The organism is Acholeplasma equifetale ATCC 29724 (assembly GCF_000687735.1).
Taxonomy (GTDB): Bacteria; Bacillota_I; Bacilli_A; order Acholeplasmatales; family Acholeplasmataceae; genus Acholeplasma; species Acholeplasma equifetale.
The window spans coordinates 162,610-187,654 of record NZ_JHXL01000002.1 but is presented as its reverse complement, the minus strand read 5'-3'; the positions used below and the strand labels follow the sequence as shown (position 1 = coordinate 187,654).

The 25,045-nt window shown below is 27.6% G+C and carries 22 protein-coding genes; 5 read left to right on the top strand and 17 right to left on the bottom strand.

What is annotated here, in order from left to right:
- Positions 1-212: 212 nt before the first annotated feature.
- Positions 213-1,229: a nucleotidyltransferase domain-containing protein gene (locus tag T434_RS0102340; RefSeq protein ID WP_026399732.1), complete on the bottom strand. Its 1,017-nt coding sequence runs from the start codon at positions 1,227-1,229 to the stop codon at positions 213-215.
- A 134-nt stretch (positions 1,230-1,363) separates the two neighbouring features.
- Here T434_RS0102340 and T434_RS0102335 point away from each other — a divergent pair, with 134 nt between their 5' ends.
- Positions 1,364-2,266: an aldose epimerase family protein gene (locus T434_RS0102335; protein WP_162150634.1), complete on the top strand. Its 903-nt coding sequence runs from the start codon at positions 1,364-1,366 to the stop codon at positions 2,264-2,266.
- A gap of 8 nt (positions 2,267-2,274) precedes the next feature.
- Here the strand turns inward: T434_RS0102335 and T434_RS06620 are convergent, their stop codons facing one another.
- The 4 genes from T434_RS06620 to pfkA form a co-directional block, all read right to left on the bottom strand.
- Complete coding sequence (locus T434_RS06620; protein WP_051614330.1) at positions 2,275-4,161, bottom strand: polysaccharide biosynthesis protein; 1,887 nt, start codon at positions 4,159-4,161, stop codon at positions 2,275-2,277.
- Between the two features lie 10 nt (positions 4,162-4,171).
- A complete protein-coding gene (locus tag T434_RS0102325) occupies positions 4,172-5,647 on the bottom strand; it encodes a sugar transferase (RefSeq protein WP_026399730.1) in 1,476 nt (491 codons plus the stop codon).
- 119 nt (positions 5,648-5,766) lie between these two features.
- Positions 5,767-7,122 (bottom strand): pyruvate kinase, encoded by a 1,356-nt coding sequence (gene pyk / locus T434_RS0102320; RefSeq protein WP_026399729.1) that lies wholly within the window; start codon positions 7,120-7,122, stop codon positions 5,767-5,769.
- 30 nt (positions 7,123-7,152) lie between these two features.
- Positions 7,153-8,106, bottom strand: a complete 954-nt coding sequence (gene pfkA, locus T434_RS0102315) for a 6-phosphofructokinase (protein ID WP_026399728.1) — start codon at positions 8,104-8,106, stop codon at positions 7,153-7,155.
- Between the two features lie 147 nt (positions 8,107-8,253).
- Between pfkA and T434_RS0102310 the strand changes: the two genes are divergently transcribed.
- The 3 genes from T434_RS0102310 to T434_RS0102300 all read left to right on the top strand — a co-directional run bounded on the left by T434_RS0102310 (position 8,254) and on the right by T434_RS0102300 (position 12,445).
- A complete protein-coding gene (locus T434_RS0102310; protein ID WP_026399727.1) occupies positions 8,254-9,501 on the top strand; it encodes a 6-phosphofructokinase in 1,248 nt (415 codons plus the stop codon).
- Between the two features lie 105 nt (positions 9,502-9,606).
- A complete protein-coding gene (locus T434_RS0102305) occupies positions 9,607-11,025 on the top strand; it encodes an O-antigen ligase family protein (RefSeq protein WP_162150633.1) in 1,419 nt (472 codons plus the stop codon).
- Complete coding sequence (locus tag T434_RS0102300; RefSeq protein ID WP_026399725.1) at positions 11,009-12,445, top strand: O-antigen ligase family protein; 1,437 nt, start codon at positions 11,009-11,011, stop codon at positions 12,443-12,445. The genes T434_RS0102305 and T434_RS0102300 overlap by 17 nt, the downstream gene beginning before the upstream one ends.
- 37 nt (positions 12,446-12,482) lie before the next feature.
- Here the strand turns inward: T434_RS0102300 and T434_RS0102295 are convergent, their stop codons facing one another.
- The 8 genes from T434_RS0102295 to T434_RS0102255 all read right to left on the bottom strand — a co-directional run bounded on the left by T434_RS0102295 (position 12,483) and on the right by T434_RS0102255 (position 19,782).
- Positions 12,483-12,845 (bottom strand): Fur family transcriptional regulator, encoded by a 363-nt coding sequence (locus tag T434_RS0102295; protein WP_026399724.1) that lies wholly within the window; start codon positions 12,843-12,845, stop codon positions 12,483-12,485.
- Positions 12,842-13,654, bottom strand: coding sequence for a metal ABC transporter permease (locus T434_RS0102290; protein ID WP_162150632.1), 813 nt, complete (start codon positions 13,652-13,654; stop codon positions 12,842-12,844). Before T434_RS0102290 ends, T434_RS0102295 begins: the two co-directional genes overlap by 4 nt.
- On the bottom strand, positions 13,632-14,306 hold the full coding sequence (locus T434_RS0102285; RefSeq protein WP_026399722.1) for a metal ABC transporter ATP-binding protein: 675 nt from the start codon (positions 14,304-14,306) through the stop codon (positions 13,632-13,634). Before T434_RS0102285 ends, T434_RS0102290 begins: the two co-directional genes overlap by 23 nt.
- A complete protein-coding gene (locus T434_RS0102280; protein ID WP_162150631.1) occupies positions 14,303-15,217 on the bottom strand; it encodes a metal ABC transporter substrate-binding protein in 915 nt (304 codons plus the stop codon). The genes T434_RS0102285 and T434_RS0102280 overlap by 4 nt, the downstream gene beginning before the upstream one ends.
- A 135-nt stretch (positions 15,218-15,352) precedes the next feature.
- Positions 15,353-16,936 (bottom strand): ABC-F family ATP-binding cassette domain-containing protein, encoded by a 1,584-nt coding sequence (locus T434_RS06615; protein WP_035358121.1) that lies wholly within the window; start codon positions 16,934-16,936, stop codon positions 15,353-15,355.
- Positions 16,937-17,391: 455 nt separating this feature from the next.
- Positions 17,392-18,207 carry a hypothetical protein gene (locus T434_RS0102265; RefSeq protein WP_026399720.1) on the bottom strand — a complete coding sequence of 272 codons (816 nt, stop codon included), beginning with the start codon at positions 18,205-18,207 and terminating at the stop codon, positions 17,392-17,394.
- 115 nt (positions 18,208-18,322) lie between these two features.
- The gene (locus T434_RS0102260; protein WP_210997107.1) at positions 18,323-18,859 is read right to left on the bottom strand and encodes a BUD32 family EKC/KEOPS complex subunit; all 537 of its coding nucleotides are present in this window, start codon (positions 18,857-18,859) and stop codon (positions 18,323-18,325) included.
- A gap of 8 nt (positions 18,860-18,867) precedes the next feature.
- Positions 18,868-19,782 carry a carbohydrate kinase family protein gene (locus tag T434_RS0102255; protein ID WP_026399718.1) on the bottom strand — a complete coding sequence of 305 codons (915 nt, stop codon included), beginning with the start codon at positions 19,780-19,782 and terminating at the stop codon, positions 18,868-18,870.
- 115 nt (positions 19,783-19,897) lie between these two features.
- Here T434_RS0102255 and T434_RS0102250 point away from each other — a divergent pair, with 115 nt between their 5' ends.
- Positions 19,898-20,752 (top strand): GNAT family N-acetyltransferase, encoded by an 855-nt coding sequence (locus T434_RS0102250; protein WP_026399717.1) that lies wholly within the window; start codon positions 19,898-19,900, stop codon positions 20,750-20,752.
- A gap of 24 nt (positions 20,753-20,776) precedes the next feature.
- Here T434_RS0102250 and T434_RS0102245 read toward each other — a convergent pair whose 3' ends face one another.
- The 4 genes from T434_RS0102245 to T434_RS0102230 all read right to left on the bottom strand — a co-directional run bounded on the left by T434_RS0102245 (position 20,777) and on the right by T434_RS0102230 (position 24,905).
- Positions 20,777-21,265, bottom strand: a complete 489-nt coding sequence (locus T434_RS0102245) for a hypothetical protein (RefSeq protein ID WP_026399716.1) — start codon at positions 21,263-21,265, stop codon at positions 20,777-20,779.
- A 157-nt stretch (positions 21,266-21,422) separates the two neighbouring features.
- On the bottom strand, positions 21,423-21,902 hold the full coding sequence (locus tag T434_RS0102240) for a hypothetical protein (protein WP_026399715.1): 480 nt from the start codon (positions 21,900-21,902) through the stop codon (positions 21,423-21,425).
- Positions 21,903-21,998: 96 nt separating this feature from the next.
- Entirely contained in the window at positions 21,999-23,498 is a 1,500-nt protein-coding gene (locus tag T434_RS0102235) for a DUF5050 domain-containing protein (RefSeq protein ID WP_281172672.1), read from the bottom strand.
- A 111-nt stretch (positions 23,499-23,609) separates the two neighbouring features.
- Complete coding sequence (locus T434_RS0102230; RefSeq protein ID WP_051614329.1) at positions 23,610-24,905, bottom strand: aldehyde dehydrogenase family protein; 1,296 nt, start codon at positions 24,903-24,905, stop codon at positions 23,610-23,612.
- Positions 24,906-25,045: the final 140 nt, after the last annotated feature.

Sequence of the window (25,045 nt, the reverse complement as noted above, 5' to 3'; positions counted from 1 at the left end):
AACATCCAAATTGTTTTTTTATAGTATATCACTTAATAATAAGTAATTATTAAAATATTGTTTCTTTGAATTATTTTTTCCTATTTTTAAATACCAAAATAATCATATACTTCTTTAGTTAACAATACATTATCATCGTTAGTAATTGCTTTAATTCTTTGCTTAGTATTTTTAGGTTTGAACAATTGTTTTATTATTCTAACCAACCAAGCTTAAGGAAGTAACCAAGGATGCGTTCTTAAATATGGATACTGATTTTCTAAATATCTTTTTTTTGGAAAAATTTGTAGTAAAAAGTATTGAGTTTTACTTTGTTTTTTATGTTCCGTCTCAAACACTCTTCTTCCGGTGAATCGATCGTGTTCGCTCCCTTTACCATGTATACCTGATTTTAATATGTATTCTATAATTTTTAAATCTTTATCAGACGGTAACATTTGATTAATAAAAATACAACTTAATCGTTCCATTTTTTCATCTGCTTTAATTAAATCTAGTTTATGTAAATTATTTGACAATTTGATGAAATCTATTGATTCTATATAATAATCTTTAAATAATTTCAAGTCTAAAATAGATCGAATTCCGACTCCGGAAGTTCTTAAATGTTTAACTACATGAATTAATAAGTATACATACAAAAATTCATTATTTAGTTCATATAAGTATTTTGATTTTAAATATGCTTCATTCCAAACCCCATTTAAAAATTCTTCATACTCAAAATCAACTTCAGAGACAATTGTCGGGTGCAGTTCAATAATTAAATTATTTGGTGTTTCAAAAGTGTAATGAAGTAATCGTACATCAGTCATCTTATAATTCATCTCAAGAAAGATACTTTTAACTAACTCAACATTATCTTTTTCTATCAAAACATCAATATCCCCCATCCCGCGCATATAACTTTGTGGATATATTTTTTTTAAGTGTGCACCTTTTAAAAATATATGTTTGATTTGAGCTTCATTAAATTTATCATTAATTGTTTGAATTAAGTTTTGTTGTTGAATATCTTGGTATACATACCCTTTAAATATTTCTTTTAATAGATTATAATATGATTGATTTTTAAACGATTTAGGGTCAATATATTCAAAAACTAATCCCACTAAGCCATTTTCAATTAAACTTTGAGTAAATTTTTTTTCATCTACGACAAAAAAAGAATGTTTTTCATTCTCTAACGATTTTTCGATTAACTTAAAAATATCAAATATATACTCCATAGGCCCTTATTATATAAATAATTATAAGATATTTCTATTATACTATGAAATTCACTTTACAAGCGTATAGTGTTTTATCAAAACGTTTTTTATGTTAGAATATCTATTAGAGAATATAGAGACGAGGTTTATTTATGCAACTTTATACAATAGAAAATGACTATATCAAAGTAGAAACTTTTGATTATGCAGCATCCGTATATCAAATCTATTTAAAGGTTGATTCAGAGAAACAAAAAGTGTTATCAACACCTAAAACACATGAATTATTCGTATCAAATACACTATCTTATGGTAGAACAATCGGAAGAACTGCAGGAAGACTCCATAAAACTAAAGAAACTGTAAAATATGTTGACTTTAAAGATAGTGAATTCTTACAACATGGTGGACCAAATAAGTTTTCATTAAGCACTTTTAAGGTGATTGAACATACACCACATAAAATCGTTTACTTCATGCATCGTGATCATTTAGAAGATCAATATCATGGTGATTTAGATGTTTATATCACTTATGAAATTGAAGGTTCTTCTTTAATTGTTAGACATGAAGCTAAAACAAATTCAGAATCACTATGTAACATTACATTTCACCCTTATTTCAATTTAAACCAATCAACAAGTTTAAATAGTCATACATTAACAGTTTTTAGTAAATACTTTTTAGGTCAAAATGAAAAAGGACAATTTAATCATAAAGTATCTGTAATTGGTACATATAAAGACTATTTAAAACCTAGAAAATTACTCATTGATCAAGAAAGTAAATTAGATGATATATTCTTACTTGAACAAGAACACGCATTAAGATTAGAGACAAATTCATATCAATTAGATGTTTATACAAATTATCCAAGTTTAGTTTTATTCACTCAAAATAAACCAACTATGACAGATTTATCAAATGCTCTTTCAAATTCACTATTTACAGGTTTAGCTATTGAAGGTCAAAAAACTCAAAGTGAATTAAATCTTTTAACCAAAGATGATACATATAATTACTATACAAAATATCAATTTTCCATTAAACGCTGAAAAAAAGACTAGTTTCCACTAGTCTTTTTCATTTTATCTGGTGTATAACTTGGAATTATTTTTGATACAAAATTCTTAATTTCTTCATCATCTAAGGATTCAAATTTTGATAATAGTTCATTAAATAAATTTTGATCTAAAGAAATTTCCTTCTCTTTTTCAATAAAAATAAGATTGTTTTCTGTTTTATGGAATCTTGATTGATCACTGCTATCAACCAATAATTCTTCATATAATTTTTCACCGGGTCTTAAACCAACTATATCAATTTTGATATCTTGATGTGGTACAAATCCTGCTAAAGCAATCATCTTTTCAGCTAAATCATAAATCTTAACTGGTTCGCCCATATCAAGAATAAATAATTCACCTTTATCTGCATAAACACCACATTGTAAAATTAATCCAACAGCTTCAGGAATCGTCATAAAGTATCTTGTAATTTCTTTATGCGTTACTGTAACAGGTCCACCATCTGCGATTTGTTTTTTAAACAATGGTATAACAGAACCATTAGAACCTAAAACATTCCCAAAACGAACTGCTGAGAAACTTGTTTTAGATTTTTGTTGCATAGTTTCTAAAATAAGCTCTGCTAAGCGTTTAGTCGCTCCCATGATATTAGTTGGTCGTACCGCTTTATCACTTGAAACTAAAACAAACTTTTTAACATTATATTTATCAGCTAATTTTACAGCATTATATGTTCCTAATACATTTGTACGGATTGCTTCTACTGGGCTATCTTCCATTAATGGTACATGTTTATACGCCGCTGCATGAAATACTAAAGAAGGTCTAAATTCTTCAAAAATTTCTTCTAATCTTTGATAATTATAAACAGAGCCAATTCTTACTTCTAAATCAGGATATTTTTTGTTTGATTCTTTAATTATTTTTCTTTGAAGCTCCATTTGAATGTCATATGCATTATTTTCATAAATATCAAAGATAACTAATTTTTTAGGACCTAAATTAAAGATTTGTCGACATAATTCACTACCAATGGAACCACCTCCACCGGTTACTAAAACAACTTGATCTTTAATAAAATCATTAATACCTTCATTATCTAAATTAATAATTTCACGATTAAGTAAGTCTTCAAGGTTAACATCAACAACTAAATTTTTACTATTAACTTGATCAACATCTTCCATAATGTTAAGTTTTCTTACTTTAACACCTAATTTCAATAATTCATTAACAATTTCAATAAATCGAGCTTTGGGTAGGTCTTTAATAGAAATAATTGCTTCTTGAATTTGATATTTATGTATTGTTCTTTCAATATCTTTTAAAGTACCTGTAATACTTACACCAAGTAGTTTTTTACCAATTTTATTGTAATCATCATCAAGTATGGCTACAGGAATATTATTTAAATCTTTATTTTGATATATTTCTTTAATTGTTAATTCGCCAGCTTGTCCAGCACCTACAATTAATGTGCGAACACCATCACTACGCATCCAACGGAATTGTGTAATAACTGTTCTATAAGTTCTTCTTAAAATACGCGGAAAAATTAATCCTGAAATTTCAATTAAAGAAATAAATACATAAGCTGATTTAAACATAAATGTTAAACCCGTCAACATGATGATTAAAACGATACCTAAATTCGTAAATATCACTAAAGCTGAGATTTTAATTACGTCTTCAAATCCTGTATGACGTGTCAACATATTATAAATGCCTGCAATAACATAGATGAAAATTTTAAAAACGACAATAATTGGTAAAATTATGATTAAATTTTCATCCGTACTTTGTATACCCATAAATCCAAATAACCAAATGGACAATAAGTAACTTAATATGATTGTAATGCTATCAAATAGTACATATTTTAACGCATGTAATATTGATGGATATTTCGAATGTATCGCCATAAAACACTCCCTATTTATTGCTTACTAAAAAGATATCATAAAGTTGATGATCTACTTTAGTTAATGCTCTACCTTTTTCATTGAGTAGTTCTTCAAATGATAATTCTCTACTTCGTCCTAATCCTGCTTCTTTGTTGAATATGATAATAATAGTTAAAAACATAATTTTAATATCTAACCATAAATTACATTGACGTACATATAATAAATCATAACGTAAACGTTCTTCTGGTGTTGTATCATATCGCCCATAAACGTGTGATAAACCTGTAATTCCTGGTTTCACATTACTACGATATCTAAAGTCAGGGTTTTTATCCATCGCTTCATCAACAACTGACTTCATGAATGGACGTGGACCAACAAGCGTCATATCACCTTTTAAAACATTAAATAATTGTGGAAGCTCATCTAAACGTGTTGCACGAATAATACGACCAAATTTCGTAATACGAGGGTCATTATGTGTTGCAAGTGTTTGTTCCATTTCATATGTTTGTTTATGTGTCATTGATCTAAACTTATAGATATAGAAAGGTTCGTTGTTGCGTTTAAAGCGTTCTTGTTTATAAAATACAGGACCACCATCTTGCAACTTTACAATTAAAGCCACCAATAACATTGGAACAGCAAAAATAATTAAACCTAAAATAGATACAATTAGATCAATCGTACGTTTAATGAATCTCATTTCAAAACTTAAATGCATATTTTGGCTTCTTAATAACATCGCATCATCTAATGTATCAAATTTAGATTTTAATAAGAAAATATCTGTTTTCTTAGGAACGACAATGACTTCTTTAAAATTTGTGAAAGATGCGTGGTCTAAAATAAACTCTTTATTATTCATATCAAGAGATTCTGTAATAAAGACTTTATCCACCTCATCTATGTAACAGTAAATTGATTCATCAAGTACTTGATTCGGTTCTACATAAATTAAATATTTAATTTTTTTAGATCTATCTTGAGTAAGTAAGAACTTTTTAGCTAGTTCTAAAACTTCATTTTTAGGCCCAATCATAAGTACTTCTTGTCTATTGAAGTGTCCTAAAATTCTATAAAATAAATATTTATAGATTGCATATAATATAAATTCAACCCCAACAACTAAAAAAGTGTAATACGGTGTTGAAAAAATAAAGTTCGTTGGATTAATAAAACCAAATAAAATTAATGGTGTATTCATAAATAGAATTGCAGCAAATGTTGATTGTAGTGCATTTCTAAATGAATTATTAATTAATGTTGTTTGGTACATTTTAAACATAAATGCAGTAGCTAATAAATAAACTGCTGCGATTTGCCAATAATGATACCAATGTAATCCAATAATTAAATCCCATGTAAAGAATTCATTATATGCAAAAAACATATCAATTTGAATCACGGTGAAAAAACTTAGCACCATGACAAAGATATCTAGTACATATTCAAAAACACGAATTAATGATCCTTGCCATAAAGCTTTGTATTGACTCATGTTATTACCCCTGTTTGTATATCGTAACTTTATTATATATGATTATGCGTTTTTTTTCTATTTTAGTGAAAAAAATACCAAGCAAACCGCTTGGTATTTATTTTTTATTCACCAAAATGTTATTTGCTGAGTTGTAATAATTCTAATGATGCTTCTGTGATTTCTAATACGAAATCTTCTTCAGTTAAGCCTAATTCAACCATTTTAGCTAATGCAGCTTCTTCTGATAATACAGGTAATACTGCAAAGTTTAATGCTAAACTACGAGCTTCTTTTTCATCTTTAACAATTGCAACAATGTGAGCATTTGGATGGAATTTAGAAACTGCTTTAGCAACTTCTTTTCCTTGTGCTAAGATTACATTTAAATCATATTCTAAAACCATCTTAGCAGCACTTTGAGCTAATGCATCAATTGTGCCTTCACCTTGATAGAATTCATCAATGAAAATTTCATAATCAACAACTGATTCAGCTTTTTCATCAATCTTAGCCATAAATGTAACTGCTTCTTTTGGATAGTCACCAGCTGCAGATTCACCTGATAACATAGTTGCAGAAGTTCCTTCTCTAACTGCATTGAATACGTCTGATACTTCAGCACGAGTTGGACGAGGGTTCTTTTGCATACTTTCTAACATTTGAGTTGCAACAATAACTACTTTACCAGCACTTAAGCATAAATCAATCATTTCTGTTTGGTAAACAGGTACATTTTCAGCTGGGACTTCAATTCCTAAGTCACCACGAGCAACCATGATACCATCAACAACTTCTAAGATTTCTTCTAGGTTGTCAACACCTTCTTGGTTTTCGATCTTAGCAATAATTTGGACATCTTGTCCACCATGAGCATCTAAGATTTCTCTTACTTGTAAAACATCTTCTTTACGACGAGTAAATGAAGTAGCAATAAAGTCATAACCCATCTTAGCAGCGAAGATAATATCTTCTCTATCTTTTTCTGAAATGAATGGCATATTTAAGACAACGTTTGGAACGTTAACACCACGACGTGATTTGACTGTATGTGTGTTTAATGCCTTAGTAACTAATTCACGATTTTTTTCATCTTTTGCGATAACTTCTAAAGTTAAATAACCGTCATCAACTGTTACAAATTCTCCAACTTTCATATCATCATATAAACCAGCATATGAAACTGAGAATTTGCTTGCATTACCCATAACTGGTGTGAATGCGATACGTACTTCGCTGTCTTTCTTAATTTCAACTTTTCCGTCAAATTCATGTGTTCTGATTTCTGGTCCTTTAGTGTCAAGTAAGCATGCCACATAAGTACCTAATTCTTTATTGATTTCACGAACTGTTGCTAATCTTTTTCCATGTTCTTCATAATCACCATGTGAAAAGTTGAAACGAGCAACGTTCATACCTGCTTTGATTAAAGCAGTCATTGTTTCTTTATTTTCTGAAACTGGACCTAAAGTACAAACAATTTTTGTCTTTTTCATATTTTTTTATTACCTTTCATCTTTCTTTTTTTAACTTCTAAGTTTTTTAACTAACTCATATAATTTTGCACGATCTTTTGGATGGTTTACAATCTCTAATAATGAATGTGTCACTAATTCATCATTATGTATACCAATACAAATACCAGATTGACCTTCCATAAGTTTTTCAACAGCAAATGACCCCATGCGAGAAGCTAAGATTCTATCTTCTGCAACTGGTCTACCACCACGTTGGATGTAACCTAATACGGTTGCACGTGTTGAAAAACCAGATTTAATTGTAATTTCAGCAGCAAGTTTATGCACATCGAATTGTTGTTCAGTAACAACAATAATCGCATGTCGTCTACCTTCTTGATTATGTCTTTTTAATGTTGAAATTAATTTATCTTTATCAATCGGACTTTCTGGTGTAATTATGAATTCCGCTCCACCACAAATTCCAGCATAAAGTGCTAAGTCACCAGAGGTTCTACCCATAACTTCAATGATTGAACATCTTCTATGACTACTTGATGTATCTCTTAATTTGTCGATTGCATCAACAATTGTATTTAATGCTGTATGGAAACCAATTGTAAAATCAGTCCCAAAAACATCGTTATCAATTGTACCTGGAATAGCTACTGTTGGAAATTCTAAATTATGTAATGCTAAGGCACCTTTATATGAACCTTCCCCACCAATAACAACTAATCCATCAATACCTCGATTTCGAAGATTATCTAATGCAACTTGTTGGACAGGTATTTCTTTAAATTCAGGAACTCTTGATGTACCTAACATTGTACCACCTTGATTAAGCATTCCTGAAACATCTTTTGAAGTCAACGGAATAAAACGATCTTCTAGCAAACCGCGATATCCATCAACAACCCCGAACATCTCGTGTCCATATTGAAGTCCGGTTCTTACAACTGCACGAATGGCAGCGTTCATTCCTGGCGCATCGCCACCAGATGTTAAAACTGCAATTTTCATAACTGTCACATCCTATCTAGCCGCTCATATTATAGCATATTTATATGCATAATCAAAAGAAAATTATGATATAAAATGTAAGTATTTGCAAATATGTTAGATGTTTGATAAACTATTACTTGCAAAAAGAAAGTTGAGGTTTAGAATATGGCTAAAAAATTAGTTGGAGCTGCTCTACTTGGTCAATCAGGTGGACCTACATCTGTAATCAACGCTTCAGCAGCAGGCGTATTTTTAGAAGCATTAAAACATGAGGAAATCACTGAAGTTTATGGTGCTGCTCATGGTATTAAAGGTATTTTAGATGAAAACTTCTACGACATCAAAAAAGAAGATGTGAAAGAATTAGAAAGATTAAAATATACTCCATCTTCAGCTATTGGATCTGTTCGTTATAAATTAGCAGATTATAAGAAAGATCCAACAGATTACAATAGATTATTAGAAGTTTTCAAAAAGTATAACATTCGTTATTTCTTCTATAATGGTGGAAATGACTCAATGGATACTTGCTTAAAGATTTCTAAATTTATGAAGAAATCTGGTTGGGAATGCCGCGTTATGGGTGTACCTAAGACAATCGATAACGACTTAGCAGGTATCGATCACTCACCAGGATATGGTAGTGCTGCAAAATATGTTGCAACATCTATCATGGAATTAATCTTAGATGGTACAGTTTATAACACACAACAATTCGTAGTTGTTGAAGTTATGGGTAGAAATGCTGGTTGGTTAACAGCTGCTGCAGCTTTACCATCAGTTCAAGGTTTCCGTCCTGACTATATCTACTTACCAGAACAACCATTTGACATGGATAAATTCTATGAACAAGTAGGTAGCGTATTAAAAACTGGTAAGAGCTGTTTTGTTGTTGTTTCTGAAGGTGCTAAAACTAAAGAAGGTAAATATCTTGCTGAATTAGAAGCTGAAGTTGCAAGAGATGCATTTGGTCATGCTAACTTAGGTGGAGCTGGACAATTCTTAGCTAACCAAGTTAAAAATAAATTCGGTGTTAAGACACGTGCTATTGAATTCTCATTATTACAAAGAGCTGCTGCACACGTTGCTTCTCAAACAGATATTAACGAAGCATTCAAAGTTGGTCAATTAGCTGTTAAGAAAGCAGTTAATGGTTCAACAGATAAATTTGTTGGTATCGTAAGAGTACCTGGAGAAAAATATAAAGTTAAGTTCCCTCTATTACCATTACATATCGTTGCGAATGCTGAAAGAAAAGTTCCATTAGAATGGATTTTACCTGACAACAAAGGGTTAACTCAAGACTTTATTGATTATGCATTACCTTTAATCCAAGGCGAAACTAAATTAGAAAAAGAAAACGGATTACCACGTTTTGCTAAATTAAAGAAAGTTTTAGTTGAAAAGAAATAAGTTATAAATAATATAAGACCTTTTTCAAAAGGTCTTATTTTTTTATCAAAATCATAGATTTCATGATACACTATTGATATACAAAAATTAAAAAGGTGCACGTACTTGAAAACACGCATTGAAAATTTTTTAAATGGGCGTATTTATCCATATGTAATCGTATTGATAAGTCTTATCATATGGAGTTTTAGCTTATATTTACCAATTGAATCTCAAATGTCAGTTACATTGTATAGTTTATTTTTATTAACTATACCTTTTTGTCTATTATTAATCTTTTTTAAAAATACTGCTTATACGATTCCAATACTTTATGTTATCTTATTCACATTAGGCATTCAAAACATGGGAATTGATACAATTGATGTTGCAACGCTTGGATTTATACATATCATTTTAGTTCTTATCGGATTTATTTATCATTTAATTCGTTATAGGGTTCATTTTAAACTTAAAACACTCGGTTTAAGTTTAATCTTAGCATCTATCTCATTTATGATTCCTCTTATTTATCAACCATTTGATGAAGTATCTTTAATTTTAATTTTACTACTCCCGTTATATACTTTTATTTATCTGTTTTATGCGAATACATTAACGGATGCGAGAAAAACTTTAATGCGTACATTTGTTGCATTAGGATTAATGTTATCACTTCAAATTGTAGCAATTTGGATTAAAGGTTATACATTATTAGTTGATGTAAATATATTTGAAGATTTCTTTGATATTTTTCCAGAACAAATAACACCTGGTTGGGGAAATATTAACGATTTAACAATACATTTAACTTTATTTACTGCGGGATCAATTTATTATCTTGATAAATATCCCAAAAGTATTTTCCCTTATCTTAGCATTGGGTGGAATGCTTTTTGGATTGTTGCTGCAGAAGCTAGAGGATCTATTCTATTTATGTTTATACTTGCACTGATCTTAGTTATTTATATTTTTGTAAGACGTAATAAATATCAGATGATTAATACAAGCATAGCAATATTTTTAGCAATTTTACTTGGTGTTATCATATTTCCGATTGTTGAGTATTTATGGAATGAGTTTATTGAAACGCTTAAAAATCAAGATTTAAATAAAATATTAACTGGTCGACTAGACTTATGGATTGATCATGAATTAAGTGCATGGAACTTATTTAAACAATATCCAATATTTGGATATGGTTGGAATACACCAAGTTGGATATTAAACTCACAAAATCGTATTACAGTATATCACTCAACTATTTTCCAAGTACTTGCAACAGCTGGTATTGTTGGATTAATCATTCTTCTATATCAATGGGTTATGATAGGAAAACTATTTTATAATAAAAGAAAAAGCTTTGGTATATTCGGATTTATATTAGTTTATATCATTACTCAACTTCATGGTTTAATTGATAATACACAATATATGGTTCATTATAGTATTGTTACATATGTTATGTTTGCAGTGATTGAAAATATGAGTGTTGATATAATAAACATCAATCACAATGAGGTGCTTTATGAAATCAAAAATTGAAAATTTTTTAAATAGTACAACATATATACTACTGATTAGTTTTTTAACATTCATCTTTTGGTTATTCAATTTTGGATCTATTGGTCCAAGTCCAAACTTTGATGTATTAGAAATCATTGGAATTTCTTTATTTGCAATAGTCATTGGTTTGATACTAATTTTTTATGAAGAAACAATATACATATTTCCCTTAGTCATACACACAATATTTATGTTATCTAACCAAAATTTAGGTATGGAAACATTAAATGAATTATGGGCTTTATATGTTGTATTAGGATTAGTTGTTACAGCATTTATATATCACTTTATAAAATATAAAGTAAAACTTACACCTGGTTTTTTATTTAAAAGTTTATTTTTAGTTGCTTTATCGTTTATTCTTTCAATGTCAGGTTATTTTTTAGATCAAAAACCATTTGAACTATCGATACTATTTATTTCGCTTTTAGGTTTTATTTATTTACTCTTATATATATTCTTTAATTCAACAACCAAAAAAGCTTATCTAAATTATTTATTCCAAACTTTAGTCGGAATTTCAATCCTTGTTATCTTACAAACAATAACTATGATTATTATTTATTTTATTGATAATGCTCATATTGGTAGTTTTATAGATATTTTAAAATATGCAATTGATTATCGTTGGATTTATGTAAAAGATGGCTTAGAAGTAAGATTAAATGTGGGATGGGGTAATGCAAATAACATCGCTGGTATACTTGTTATGCTACTACCAACATTTGCATACTTTATATTCACAGATTCTAAAATAAAGACCAAGCTTATCTCAACATTTTTAATGGTTGTTTCAATGATTACAATCGTTATTACAACCTCACGTGGTGCATATTTAGGGTTAGTTGGATTTGTATTATTATTTATTTATCTATTCTTCAAATATGCACAAATTGATTATAAAAAATATAGAAAACAAGTCATTATTGCGTTATCTATTTTAACTTTATTAGCAATTCCTGTTGGATATTTTATGATTAAGTTTTTAATATCATTTCTTGAAAGTGGTAACTCATTTTTAAATGGTCGCGAAGAAGACTGGAGTGATGCAATAAAATATTTCTTAGAATATCCAGTATTTGGTAAGAGTTGGTATTCTGATACTTGGATGATTCACAGTTTTAGAAGTTATCATAATACAATTCTTCACACTATGGCAACAATGGGTACATTTGGATTACTAGCATTTATTTATTTCCATGTTGATTTAGTTCGTTTATTTAAAAGATGGTGGAAATTAGAAACAATAATTGTTACCTCCATGCTTATTATTACCCATATTCACGGTATGGTCGATAATACTTATTACACCCCTACTCACATCATCATCCTTTTAGTTTCTTATGTAGGTATTGAAAAATCAATTCAATCAAATACAATCAAAAAAATTGAAATTTAAACATAAAAAAACATCTTCAACCGAAGATGTTTTTTCTTTATTGACAGTTTTTACATACACCATAAAAATTTAAATCATGATGTGAAACTTTAAATCCATATTCTTCTTGGATTTTTAAAATGATTTCATCAATATGACAATCCATTTCATATTTTTTCTTACAAATTTCACAGATCATATAATGATGGTGTTCATCCTTTGTTAAATAATAATAAGCTGTATTATCTAAATAGTTTCTAGATACTAATCCTTCTTGATAAAATTTCTCAAGTGTTCTATAAATGGTTGATAAATTCATTGTTCCTTCATCAAGCATTTCAAATAAGTTTTCAGCACTTAATGGCTTGTTAAACTTATCCAGAGTATCAAAAATAATTTTTTGTTTCGTAGTAAACTTCATTGTTTAACCCTCACTTTCAACCATTCAATACCTAATAGTATTAAATAGAATGCTCCATAGAGTACAACGATTGTACTAGAGGTTGCAATATTTAACATATGTGCAATCAAAATACCAAATAATATAATAATTGATGTAAAAATCATACCATATACAAATGTTTCTTTGAAATTTTTAGCAAATACTCTAGCTGTAACTAAAGGAAAAATTAAGAATGATGAAATAAGTAAAACACCAACAGATTTTATACCTACAACTACGAATAGTGCTACTAAACTTGAAAATACATAACTTAATAAATTGACTTTGATTTTACTAACTTTTGCATATTCATAATCTAATGTTAAAGAGATAAGTTTTCGATATTGTGTAAGAATAAATATTGTTGTTAGAATAAATAAAATACCTACAATAATTACATCGCTTAAATTTCTTAACCATAGACTACCACTTATTAATGTCTCTAAGTTAAGTGTTGTTTTTACAAAACTAATTAATATTAATCCAATAGCGAAGCTTACACTAGATATAATGCCTAATGCTGCATCTGATTTTATTTTTTTAGAAATAACTAAATACTTAATTAATATTGATGCGAGTATGACAATCGGTATTGCAACATAAAAGGGTTCATTAAAGAAAATCACACCTACTGCCAATGCCATAAATGAAACATGACTTAATCCATCTGCAATCATGGATTCTTCGCCTAATACAACAAATGGGCTTAATAAACTTGCTGTTAAACCTAAGAGTAATAGGATAATAATCCCATATTTAAGCATATTAAGAATGAGCATGAAGTCCATGGCCATACTCCTTTTTGTAAGTTTTAAATTCACCTAGAAATTTTATACTTTGATCAAGTAATAAAATTTTTAAATCATCTTTCAAATAATTATTATCAATATCATGCGTTACATGAATAATTGTTGTTCCTTTATGATTTAATTCATACAATATTTCATAAAACTTCTTGCGGAATTCAGGGTCTAATGCAGATGTTGGTTCATCTAAAATAATAAGTTCAGGATTTTTTATAAGTGAACGTATGAAATAAACTCTTTGAAGTTCACCACCTGATAATTTATTGACTCTAATATCAAGCATATTAATATCTAAATCCATACGATTCATCCATAATTTCATCAATTCAATATCTTCTTTTGAAATAATAAGTTTCTGTTTGATAAAACCTGTATATATAAATTCTTTAACAGTCATAGGAAACGATGCATTAATAATAAGTTTTTGTTGCATATAACCTATTTGATCAAAATTTTTAATAATCTCGCCATTTGATACTTTTACTTTATCAATAATTGCTTGTATCAAAGTCGTTTTACCTGCACCATTCGGACCAACAATATTTAAAAAATCATTTTTATTAACCTTAAATGTTACATCTTTTAAAGCGAAATAATTTTCAAACTTAACATCCACATTTTTAAATTCAATCATAATTTATCTCCTAATAATGCGTCTATAATATAATTTATATTTCTTTCATATAAATCAATAATTGACACATTGTTTTTTAGATCTTCTTCCTTAATAAAGTGATATCCATTTAATTGATAGATAATTAAATCGGGTATATATTCTTTAAATAAAGTCATCCAACTTGGATCAAATGTTTCTTCAACAAAAATAAATTTAACACCAGAATTTTTAAAATCATTTAAAAATGTAATTAATTGTTGACTAGTAAGTTCACTTGAAGGATTTACCGCATCAATTAATACTTCAATTTCTAAATTAAAATACGATTCTAATGGATGAAACGTATTATGACCAATAAAATAAATTTTAGGTTCGCCTTGATATATTGAAAGTACGTTTTCTAATTTTATTGATATTCGATCAATACGTTCAATAAGCTTATCTTTATGTTGAGTTAGTTTTTCTATATTTAATTTATAGTTTAATAAACCATTATATAAATTTTGAACCATCTTTTTTAAATAATATGGACTTGTCCAATAATGTTCTTGATGATAATGATCATGGTCTTTTTCATCATGTTCTTGGTGTTCATGGATGTGTTCTTCCTCATCATCGTGATCATCTTCAGTAAAGTTAATAAGTTCAATATTTATTGAATCTTCAGAACGATATGTCTTTAATGATGCTTCACTTAAATATGTTTCATATGCAAAACCTAAATAGATAAATACATCTGCATGTGAGATTTTTATTAAATCTTGACTCGTCGGTTCATAATCATGATAATCCATACTTACCGGTGTTACAACATCAATATTCGCCATATCACCTACTAATTCTTTTGTTAGACTATATGTAATATAGTTTGTTGTAAGTATTTGAGTATTTTGAGTACCACAACTTGTTAGTATAATTATAAATATCATGATATGTAATATGCTAACTATCTTTTTCATAAGTCACCTCTGCAAATGATTTGCAAAAGTAATTATAGCATATGTTTTATCTTTTGCAAATCATTTGCAAAAATAAAAAGAGTTCTTTTTTTTGAACTCTTCATTTTATAAATTCTCTAAATACTCTTCATAAGATGTAACATATTCAACAAGTTCACCATTCTCTTTGATTTCAAATAAACGGTTAGCTGTCGTAGAAATAAGTTGATGATCTTGTGAAGTTAATAACACGACACCTTGAAATTCTTGTAATCCTTTATTTAATGCAGTAATAGATTCCATATCTAAGTGATTCGTTGGTTCATCTAAGATTAATACATTTTTGTTCAAAATCATCATACGTGACATTAATAGTCTCACTTTTTCACCACCTGATAATACATTAAGCGCTTTTAATGCATCATCACCACTAAATAACATACGACCTAAAAAACCTCTAACATATGTTATTTCTTTATTTGGTGAGAAATCTGTTAACCAATCAACCATGATTTTATTATTTTCAAATTCATAATTATGATCTTTTTCAAAATATCCTAGGTTAACAGTCATACCCCATTTAAATGAACCACTATCCGCTTCTTCTTTGCCAGTTAAAATATCAAACAACAATGTATATGCTTTTTGATTCAATCCAACAAATGCGACCTTATCTTCTTTACCTAATGTAAATGTAATATTATTAAGCATTTTAACGCCATTAACTGTTTTTGATAAATTTTCAACTTTTAAGATATCATCACCTAATGGCTTATCAATTTTAAAATTAATGTATGGATAACGTCTCGTTGATGGTTTAATCTCATGTAGTTCAATTTTATCTAGTAATTTTTTACGTGAGGTTGCTTGTTTAGATTTTGAAGCATTCGCGCTAAATCTTGAAATAAATTCTTGAAGTTCTTTGATTTTTTCTTCTGCTTTTTTATTTTGTTCTTTCATTTGTTTAATCATTAATTGACTTGATTCATACCAAAAATCATAATTACCTGCATAAAGATTAACTTGTTTATAATCAATATCAACAATATGTGTACAAACTTTATTTAAAAAGTAACGATCATGAGAAACAACAATGACAGTATTTTCAAAATCAATTAAGAAGTTTTCTAACCAGCGAACAGCTTCTAAATCTAAGTGGTTTGTTGGTTCATCTAATAGTAAAATATCGGGATTATCAAATAACGCTTTTGCAAGTAAAACTTTAACCTTTAAACTACCTTCTAATGAACTCATTTGTTCATAGTGATATTTCACATCTATACCTAAACCACTTAAAAGTATCGCAGCATCACTTTCAGCATTCCATCCGTTCATTTGATCAAAGATTGCTTCAAGTTCACCTGCTCGAATACCATCTTCTTCAGAAAAATCTGGTTTTGAATAAATAGCATTTTTTTCTTGCATTACTTGATATAATTTTTGATTACCCATTAAAACTGTATCCATAACTGTATATTCATCATACTTAAAATGGTCTTGTTCTAAGACTGATAATCGCTTTGTTTGAGGATATGTAATTGATCCTTTTGATGGTTGAAGTTTACCTGATAATAACTTTAAAAGTGTTGATTTACCAGCGCCATTTGCACCTATAACACCATAACAATTACCTTCAGTAAATTTAATATTCACATCTTCAAATAAGATTTCTTTTCCAATTTGATAAGTTACATTCGAAACTGTAAGCATATGAATCCCTCATCTTTCTTATAAACCTTATCTATTCTATCATAGTTTATATAAAGAAGTGAATTCTTTAATATATATGTTATATTATCTTAAAACAAAAAATGAGCTATTGATGAATGGCTCATTTTTCTTATTTAGACATCTTTTAATCCACTCAATAAAAGCCACAATTCCAGCAAATATAACACCTGAAACTGGGAAAATAACCCATGTTATATACCATCCCCTAATAAGAAACTTAATGCTAAATATACTGCAACAATTATTGTCCAATATAATGCTGAAATAGCTTCAATCAATCGACTAACCTTTGGATCTTTTGTTTTTTTTATGGTTAAGTAATTTATGATATATCGTTAGAAAACCTAAGTGCTTATAAAATTTTAATGATTCGTCCATATTTTTAACATCTAAACATATAAGGTTAGTTCGATTCATATTGATAATCTCAAATATTATAAAACATTTAATATACGATGCATAAATTGATTAATTTCTTCTTGTTTAATTGATGGTTTTTTCCAATCTTCAATAAATATAATTTGATCTTTTCTAATGTTTTTCATAGACCAATTTCCATCAATTTCATGACTTAATATCCAATCTTTAACAAACTTTAAATCTTCTTTATGCGTTATATAATTTGAAATCATTTTTACTGCAAGTAAATAATATATTGACTCATTATGATCAAATGCTTTAGGTAGTTTTTTAAGTGTTTTACCATAAATATAGTAAATACCTTGTTTCATAATATATTTTGAAAATATTTCCCTTGAATGTGAATCTAATTCATCTTTTAATAACGCTACAATATAAAAGTTATTTAAAGTTATATATCGTTCACCATGCAGTGGTTTTCCAATAATCTCATCATATTTTTCTTTATACTTATCTTCATTGAATGTGTTTTTAGTTGTTGCATACTCAACAACAATCTTCCATTTTTTACGAATTGTTTTGGCTTTTGGATCATCTACATTAAATATCGTAAGCCATGTTGCATACATTAATTCTGTAAATACTTTAAAGTTTATAACTTTTTCTTTACGATCCGGGTATTCTTCTTTTTCATATAATAATGATTTAACATAATCTAATATGCTTTGTACGAATGAATCATCCTTCGTAATATCATGATAATAAGCTACTCTTAAAACTGTTTCTGTTGAAACTAAGTTTAAATTTGATATGTAATGATTCATACTATGAAATTGTTTGAATCCACCATTTGGTAATTGAAATGGTTTAAATCTATCCAATATACTCATATAATCCCCTCAATGTTATCCTTACTTTTATTATATGATAAATAGTATTAAATTTAAAATTAACTTCTATTTAAGTATCTTCAATTATAAAAAATGTGGATTAAATCCACATATTTTAATGTTTATTATTTTTAATATAATCCATAAATTCAGTTGTTTTAGACCAATATTTTATACCCCAGTTTTCAAAATTCCATTCATCCATATACTGATTGTATTCATAGTCAATATAGTATAAAATGTCTTGATACATAATAAAATTCGTTGGAAAATAATCAATATTTAAATGATTTTGATATAACACACAACAAATATTTTTTAATTGTTGTAATGCCTCACTAACGCTTAAATTTTGATTCACCATATCAAAAACAGTTAATCCAGGAATATATTCTTTTAATATGCGCTCGTTTTCTATATCAACTTCAATGAGTTTTGGCATTGGTATTTTTAATTTCAGTAATTTTTGATATGCATGAATTTCTGCTTCTAATTTATTTCCAAATTGATAGTAATCACAAGGTTCATGATGGATTTGTTTAATAACAAATTCTTTATTTTTTTCATCTTTAACCAAATATGAATAACCGCTTTTACCTTTTCCAAGAAGTTTTATTACTTCATAAATTTTATGATTTATTGTTATATGCATATTATCACCTATTTTATATTTTCAAAACGATATGAAGATATAGCTCCATCATACTTAGTTGATGATGCTGCAACAAGACAAGCAAATTCTAGAATTTCTTTTAGTTCTTTCTTATCGATATTTTTAATGTCTTTTTTTAATACTTGAATTTTATAAAGGATTGCCCCTATAAAAGCATCCCCAGCACCTGTTGTATCTTTAGCATCAACTTTAAAACCTTCAAAATCATATTCAAAATTTTTAGTAATTAAACGAGCACCTTTTTCACCACGAGTAATTAAAATCATTTGAACATTTAAATTAAATAATTTTTTATAAATATCGATTTTATTATCATTACTAAATAAAAAATCCCATTCTTCTTCTGAAAACTTAACAATATCAGAATATTTTATAAATTGATTTGTGATTCGTTTTAACTTTTTATCATTATTCCATAAATTTTGTCTAAAGTTTACATCAAAACTAATAATACCATGTTGATCCTTTATTTTTTTAATAGCTATACGATGTGCTTTAATATTATTTTTATGTCTTAAACTAACTGTACAAAAATGTAAAATGTCTTTATTAAAAGTATGTTTTCTTATTAAATTTATATCGATAAATTGATCAGCTGTCTTTTGACTATAAAATGTAAATGATCGATTTTGGTTAGAATCAATCGATACTATAGCAAGCATAGTTGGTGCATTAATTCTTTTCACTAATGATGTATCTATATTTTCTTTTATTAATGTGTCATATAAAAAATCTCCAAATGAGTCAGAACCAATTGATCCTATAAACTTTGATTTTCCACCTAGACGTTTAACTAAAACAGCAACATTAAGAGGTGCACCACCTGGATGTTTCGTATAAGTTTTATTTAAGTTTTGAGTTAAATCAACTAAACTTTCACCTATTGTATAAATTTTAAACATTATTCTCATCCTTCATATAATCACATTTTATCATGTAAACAAAAACATATAAATACTTTATATAATTGAAATAAATCATGTAAAATAAAATAAACATTTTTCATTTGGGGGACTTATGATTCATTATCGAGTTTGTGAGGAAAAAGATTTAGATTTAATGTATGAGGCTTTTAACAAAGGGTTTTCTGATTATATCGTTAAAGTTGATATTACTAAAGATCGATTTAAAGACATTTTTTTAGGTATTGAACAAAATGATTTTAAATATTCATTTATAGCTTTAGATGATGCTAAACCTATAGGCCTTATGTTGGGTGGCATTAAAGATTATGAAGGTGTTAAAACACTTCGTTGTGGGGCTTTATGTATTGATCCTAAGTATCGTCATATGGGAATAGCAACAAATCTTTTTAAATTTCATAAAGAACTTGCAGCAAAAAATAACTGTCAACAACTCTTTTTAGAAGTGATAAAAGGTAATGATAAAGCTATTAACTTTTATAGAAAACAAGGGTATCAAATCATTTATGATATCACTTATTTTAAACATGGCAATCCAAAAGAAATCGTGAGTTTTCAAAATCCAATGATTGAAGTTAAACCAATTACTTTTAATGATGCTTATTTTTATTATGAGCACACTGAAAAACATCATATGAACTGGCAGAGTGATTTCGATTTTCAAAAGATATTAGGAAATCATGTGAACTACTTTGGAGCATTTAAAGATAATAAGATGATAGGTGTAATAAGTTTAAATAAAACAGGTAAAATTTATTACTTGCACGTTTTAGAACAATATAGACTTAATGGTGTTGGAACTAAATTATTAAACGATATCACTCAACGATTTAATTTAGATGTATTACTTATCAATACAACTAATAATCATATGCTTATTAACTTTTTAATTAAACATCATTTTGAAATTCAAGTTATCAATCAGTATGAACTTTATTTACCTTTATAAAAAAAAACACCTAGAAGGTGTTTTTTAGTAAATGCGCTTAGGACTTTGAATATATTCATAAAACATAATCCCGATAACGTTAAATATAATTAAGACCACATTATAATAAATATACGGCATAGATTCTAATAAATATATGGATGGTTCCACCATATATGCATCAATATGTAATAATTCTTTAGACTTAAATAAAGTTGTCATAATTGGTATGATTAATAATACAATAGATATTAAAAAACTAGTTCTATATGTCCATTTGGATTGATTAAAAATGGGTTTATAATCCAATTCTTGAATAATAAAATAGTAATGCATGCTAATGATAAAAATAAGTGTAAGATATGTCATGAAAAAACCTGGAAAATATAAGTAGATATCTTGTTTGATTTCGTGATGAAGTGCATCAACATGCAACATTAAATATATACCAATAAGCATTAACAACAATGTCAATCCCACGAAAATGAATGTTGTAATTTTACTATACATCATTTTATCAATGAATTTTTTCATTTCATGATTCCTCCCTTATGAAGTATCATTACATTCATATTATAACACTTATCTTTATATTTTTTTAATGATTCCATAATAGCAATTATGATGATTTCATTTATAAAAAAAGCAGAAATATTTATACTCTCTGCTTTTTATTTTTCTTGCTATCTAATTAAAGTTTCTTTTGAATAACTGGAGCACTAAATATGAATAGTATAGCTTGTATGATTGCTAAAATACCAGAAATAATCGCACCCGATCCCGCAGAAATCTGAATAAGATTTGAATTTAAATCTGAATTCTCAGCTACTAATAAAGCACCTGATGAGAACATTAAAATAGCTATAACAATAGAAACTAATGCTGATAATAATACATAGTTAGATAGTTTTTTATTCGTTGTGAAATAAAATCCAATGAGACTATTAACAAATACTAATACCATAGTGATGATTAAACTTACAAAACTTAATTCTTCAGTTTCTTGGAAAAGTCTTAATAGTGAATAATCTTCAGTTATAGTAATTATAATTGTGGCCTCCCAATGAACGATTGGCATGAATAAATATAACATACCAGCTACAACGCCTAAAACTAAAGCTACTATTGCTATATAGAGCCCTATTTTCTTATCTTTAAAAAGTTTTGCCATTACTTACCTCCTAATTTGATAATTCTATTATACCAAATGTAAATCATCGATAGGAAAATTTAATAAAATATATCTCTTAAAAAAAACAACACTTAATTATTTTAGTAATCCAATGTTTTCTAGTTCATTTGTTGTTAAGTTAATTCTATAAAAATGTTGATCTTCAAGAACACTACTCTTACTATAGAAATATAAATAATTACCTACAAGTTGCATGTTATATCCAAATCCATTATCATTTATACTTTCATGTAATAAGATAATGTTTGATCCATCCATATCTGCACGATAAATACCATCTTTTGGATTTATCAATGTATCATTTGTAAAATAAATAAAACCATTTTTTATGATAAAACTAATCTGATCATAATCTGTGATAATTTCTTTTTTATTCTCACCATTTAGATCCATGGATGATAAATTTTTATTTATTATTCCAACATAGCGATAATATATTTTATCCCCCACTATAACAAACCAATCTGTCTTATCTTTACCTAATCTTCTTGGGTTACTTAAATCACCGTTTGATAAAATATCTGCTACCCAAATTTCATCTACACCTGCTCCTTTAATGTAATAAAGTTTCCCATTATAAACTGTTAAGTGATGTGCATTATAGTCTAAAACATCAACTTCTTCTAATGTACTATCCAATTTAAGTCTTGTAACTGCTGTACCAACACCAACAGCATTTTCTTTTACATAGTATAAAAATCCATTATGAATAACCATGTTGCGAGCATCATTTGTAGATATAAGTTCTGGCAATCCACCAGTTCTCAAATTAACCATATATAAATCATTATTAACTAACCATGAAATTTGATTAAAGTATAAGAAATCATCAATGATTGCAAATGATTTAACGCTGTTTGAGGTAACTCTAATATTTTGATTTGTTTTTGTATCATAATAATATAATGCCCCATCCATGAAGTTGTTTATATAATATACTCTATCTTTCCAAACAGCTGTTTCAAATTTTGATAACAGTTGTGGAGCATATTCTTCTTCAATTTCAAAATTCTCCATAACATCAACAACTATTTTCGAATCAACTTCAAATGCCATCAAACATTTATTTTGAAAATTAATAAATAAAACAGTTTCTTCATCAATTGCATTTAACGATGAAACATTGTATGGTGATTCATATAATAATTCACCTGGTTTATTTTGATCTGTTAAAACATTTTTATTTACACGATATAATCCTTTACCATAAATATGAGTTGTTAATATATCAACATTTGCATAATAAACATAATTTCCAATGACTGTTATGTATTTAGCATTGTCTATAGATAATTTGACTAATTTTTGACTATTAATCATATACTTAGCTAAATAATTACCTAATAAATTATCAACTGTGAAGAATAATTCACCGTTATAGTGTATTAACTCATTTATTTTTTCATTGACAATTATAGAAGTTATTTTAGTTGATGCATTCATTTGATAAAGTTTATAACCATCATTTCCATTTGCGAAATATAAAACACCATTTGCATAAGTTAAGTGTTTTACTTTACCTTCAAAAATCTTTTCTGCATCAGAATTTTCTTCCGATAGAGTTAATCTATAAATTCCTGATTTGTTGATAATCCTTTGCTGATTTATTCAGTCTTTGATTTCGTTATAAGTTAAGTAAATTTTTTAATCAATTATTATTGTAACTTTTAACTTATACATAATATTTTATTTTAGAATTCGTTTAATAAATCGCTCTTTTTTCTCATCTGATGGTAAATATCTTGAATTAATATCAAACTTATTTGATTTAATTAAAACCGGTTTATAATGTGTAAACGTATCAAAACTATGTTTTCCATGATACTTACCCATACCACTTTTTCCAACGCCACCAAAACCTAAATGATGATTGCTAAAATGCATCAATGTATCATTAATCGTAATACCACCTGTACTTACATTTTTTATAATGTAATCACGTATCTTTTTATCATCAGTAAAAAGGTATGTTGCAAGTGGTTTTTCTTTAATATAATTATGAATCTCTTCTATATTTTTGATTTTAATCATTGGTAAAATAGGTCCAAATATTTCTTCGTTCATAATTTCACTATTTTCATTTGGAATTAAAATTGTAGGTCCGATTTTATTTTGAGAAATACTTCCGCCGTAAATGATTTCTTGATTTTCCATGAGTTTTAATAATCTTTGATAGTGTGTGTCTGTAATAATTTTTGGATAATCAAAAGAAAAAATTGGATCAATATAAAAGCTTTTTACAGCTTCGTCAAAATATTTAATAAAATCATTCACTAAAGTTTCTTCAATTAATAAATAGTCTGGTGCGATACATGTTTGACCAGCATTGATGAGTTTGCCAAATGCTATTCTTTTAGCTGCTAATCTTAAATCTTTTTGATTTATTACAATTGCAGGGCTTTTTCCACCCAATTCAAGTGTTAAAGGGGTTAAGTGTTTAGAGGCTTTTTCCATAACAATTTTTCCAACCTTTTCACTACCTGTAAAAAATATGTAATCAAAACGTTCATCTAATAATCGATTACTTATAACACGATCTCCTGAGACAACTTCAACCGTATTATTCTCAAAAACTTCATTAATAATCGTTTTAACAATTTTTTCAGTATGAGGAGCATATTCAGATGGTTTAACTACAACTAAATTCCCTGCAGCAATCGCTCCCACTAAAGGTGCAAAAACAAGTTGAAATGGATAATTCCAAGGCGCCATGATTAGTACTTTACCGTATGGCTCTGGAAATAAATATGATTTCGATGGAAAGGTTGTTAAAGTAGCTTTAATGCGTTTAGGTTTCATCCATTTTTTTAAGTTTTTTATCATATATGAAATCTCACTTAAGACAACCCCTATTTCAGTCATATAGGATTCTTGTTTCGATTTCCCTAAATCATCATATAATGCTTTTTTTATATCATTTTCATGATTTTTAATTGATTTTTTTAATTTTTCTAAATAATTTTTTCTTTCTTGATATATCATCTTAATTACCTCTACTATATACTTATTTTAACGAATACAACTATTTTATCCTAGTTAAGTTACTTAAAAAGATATTGTTTTTTCACTTTATGGTTTTGTTTTATGTTTTTTCGTAAATTTTTTTCATTTTCGTATATAAT

Coding starts and splice junctions, on each gene's coding strand:
- pyk (WP_026399729.1), bottom strand. CDS start 7,122: ATGAAAAAGACAAAAATTGTTTGTACTTTAGGTCCAGTTTCAGAAAAT.
- T434_RS0102255 (WP_026399718.1), bottom strand. CDS start 19,782: ATGTTTAAAATTTATACAATAGGTGAAAGTTTAGTTGATTTAACTCAA.
- T434_RS0102265 (WP_026399720.1), bottom strand. CDS start 18,207: ATGAGTATATTGGATAGATTTAAACCATTTCAATTACCAAATGGTGGA.
- T434_RS0102290 (WP_162150632.1), bottom strand. CDS start 13,654: ATGGACTTCATGCTCATTCTTAATATGCTTAAATATGGGATTATTATC.
- T434_RS0102300 (WP_026399725.1), top strand. CDS start 11,009: ATGAAATCAAAAATTGAAAATTTTTTAAATAGTACAACATATATACTA.
- T434_RS0102280 (WP_162150631.1), bottom strand. CDS start 15,217: ATGATATTTATAATTATACTAACAAGTTGTGGTACTCAAAATACTCAA.
- T434_RS0102250 (WP_026399717.1), top strand. CDS start 19,898: ATGATTCATTATCGAGTTTGTGAGGAAAAAGATTTAGATTTAATGTAT.
- T434_RS0102295 (WP_026399724.1), bottom strand. CDS start 12,845: ATGAAGTTTACTACGAAACAAAAAATTATTTTTGATACTCTGGATAAG.
- T434_RS0102325 (WP_026399730.1), bottom strand. CDS start 5,647: ATGAGTCAATACAAAGCTTTATGGCAAGGATCATTAATTCGTGTTTTT.
- T434_RS0102240 (WP_026399715.1), bottom strand. CDS start 21,902: ATGGCAAAACTTTTTAAAGATAAGAAAATAGGGCTCTATATAGCAATA.
- T434_RS0102230 (WP_051614329.1), bottom strand. CDS start 24,905: ATGATATATCAAGAAAGAAAAAATTATTTAGAAAAATTAAAAAAATCA.
- T434_RS0102245 (WP_026399716.1), bottom strand. CDS start 21,265: ATGAAAAAATTCATTGATAAAATGATGTATAGTAAAATTACAACATTC.
- T434_RS0102340 (WP_026399732.1), bottom strand. CDS start 1,229: ATGGAGTATATATTTGATATTTTTAAGTTAATCGAAAAATCGTTAGAG.
- T434_RS06620 (WP_051614330.1), bottom strand. CDS start 4,161: ATGGCGATACATTCGAAATATCCATCAATATTACATGCGTTAAAATAT.
- T434_RS0102310 (WP_026399727.1), top strand. CDS start 8,254: ATGGCTAAAAAATTAGTTGGAGCTGCTCTACTTGGTCAATCAGGTGGA.
- T434_RS0102335 (WP_162150634.1), top strand. CDS start 1,364: ATGCAACTTTATACAATAGAAAATGACTATATCAAAGTAGAAACTTTT.
- T434_RS06615 (WP_035358121.1), bottom strand. CDS start 16,936: ATGCTTACAGTTTCGAATGTAACTTATCAAATTGGAAAAGAAATCTTA.
- T434_RS0102260 (WP_210997107.1), bottom strand. CDS start 18,859: ATGCATATAACAATAAATCATAAAATTTATGAAGTAATAAAACTTCTT.
- pfkA (WP_026399728.1), bottom strand. CDS start 8,106: ATGAAAATTGCAGTTTTAACATCTGGTGGCGATGCGCCAGGAATGAAC.
- T434_RS0102285 (WP_026399722.1), bottom strand. CDS start 14,306: ATGATTGAATTTAAAAATGTGGATGTTAAGTTTGAAAATTATTTCGCT.